2 protein-coding genes and 1 pseudogene are annotated in these 1,805 nt (G+C 60.5%); 2 read left to right on the top strand and 1 reads right to left on the bottom strand.

Going from position 1 to position 1,805, the window contains the following annotated elements; genetic code table 11:
• Positions 1–240: 240 nt before the first annotated feature.
• Positions 241–462, bottom strand: a pseudogene (locus AC1DRP_RS36435) (integrase); the annotation flags it as partial.
• 285 nt (positions 463–747) lie between these two features.
• Here AC1DRP_RS36435 and AC1DRP_RS36440 point away from each other — a divergent pair.
• A complete protein-coding gene (locus tag AC1DRP_RS36440) occupies positions 748–1,056 on the top strand; it encodes a hypothetical protein (RefSeq protein ID WP_476771119.1) in 309 nt (102 codons plus the stop codon).
• A gap of 448 nt (positions 1,057–1,504) precedes the next feature.
• Positions 1,505–1,805: LysR family transcriptional regulator (locus tag AC1DRP_RS36445; protein WP_476771120.1), on the top strand; the 301-nt coding region annotated here is incomplete at its 3' end.

Genomic DNA, 1,805 nt, shown 5'->3' on the forward strand with positions numbered 1-1,805 from the left:
CTCATGATTCCCTCCCCTTGAGCTTCGGTCGAAGAGCGAATGCCCGCCTCACGGCGGGCATTTTGCATTTCAGGGCTGCTTTCACTTGAGCCGGAATCCGGCTGCGAACTCGTCCGAGCCGTGAAAGCCCGAGCTCAACCCCTCCTTGTTATCGGGGGCGACCTCGCCGCCACGAAATCCTGATTGGGGCAAGCTTTCCAATGGGGCGAACGAAGCGGGAGGATGCCAGGCTCGAAGGCCCCCAAGCACGACATCAGCCACGCGGAGGCGAACGAGATCGCATCCGCGCAGTTTGCTATCGATTGCGAGATTGAACATCGCCAAATCGCGGATCCGGCCGTCATGCTGGAGCCGGGTGCGGGTGGCCCAAATGTGTCTCGGCTTCAGAGGCGGCCTGGGTCCAATAATGCGACCGGTGTTCCAAACCTGCCGCTGCCGTTGGCTTTGAGTTTCGACATGCATGGCAATTCCCCTTGGGGCGCCGCATCCGCAACTATCCTACCAATGATGTGGCTGCGCTGCTTCGAGCCATTCCGTTATGCGCGACTAGCTGCGTACGAGAAGCGCCAGGTTGAGATCCAGCCGCAAAGCGGACGTTCCGCTGGGCGGGCTTCACTGTTGATGCCGGAGCGCGGCAGCCGTGGATGTTCTGGCTGCAGCAACGTAAAAGGCGCCCAGCTACAGAAGAGCGTTGGCCGTGCTCGCGCAGGCTCAGGGCTTCCGACCGATAGAAATCGAGGAACTACCATGAGTGAACGCAGCCAGCTTTGGAGGGCGCCTCTACAGGGCGGCGGCCGCTGGCAATACGAAGGCAATGTTGAGATCGCTCACGGTGCCTGGGTTGGCAAAAGCCCGGATGGCCAAAGGCGGAGTGGTGTCACCGTTCGCGGGGTTATGGCTTCCGGAGGGGGCAATTCAAAGGTTGTTATGCAGATCGGCACCGATGACTTCCTGAATCTGTTCCGAGCTATGTGCGCCGAAGACCGAGAGGCAACGATCATCGCCTTTTCCCAGGCGATTAAAGAGTGCATCAGCCCCGGAGAGGCAGAAGCTTAACCGCTTCGTCCCGGGCTAAGGCGCCCGCTTAGGCGTAGAAACAGTCCAAAGGCAGCGCCTCGCCGCTTGGCGAACTCTGATTTCCACACGTCTCGGTCGTTCGGCGTCAGAAGCGCCGAGTTCCGGCCCGCGCCATTTGCAGACATTGGCGAGTTGCCCAGAAGCACACGTACGAGTGCGCTGGCCGGAGTTCTGACCGAAGCCGTGAGTAAGCGGCGTACAGCGGTTACGTGCCGATGACGCGCACTCATGCTGGAACCGACCAACCCGATCGAGGCGCAACAATTCCGCTACGCCGTGACAATACCTGCTGGAGGCTTGAGTCGCACGCGCCTTATGAGAACGACTCCATTGACATGATTAAATATCATGTCAATGGAGTCAGATGCCTGACTTCCCATCCCTGAACGGTCTGCGCAGCTTCGAGGCGACGGCGCGTCTCGGCAGTATGACACGCGCGGCATCGGAACTCGGCGTCACGCAAAGCGCCGTCAGCCGCGCCTTGTCCTTGCTGCAGGCGGAACTTGGCTTTCYGCTGTTCCTGCGCACCAAGCCGTCAATCCAGCTGACGTCGAGCGGCGAAGCGATCTTCGTCGAGTTGCGCCACTCATTCGATCGGATGCGGACGCTGCTCGCGCGCCTTCGCCAAGATCAGAACGCATACGGATTGACCATCAACGTGCTGCCGACCTTCGCGCTGCGCTTCCTGATTCCGCGCCTGCCGGCATTCAAGGCGCAGCATCCGGACA

The sequence above is a fragment of the Allobosea sp. 01N443 genome (genome assembly GCF_056399325.1).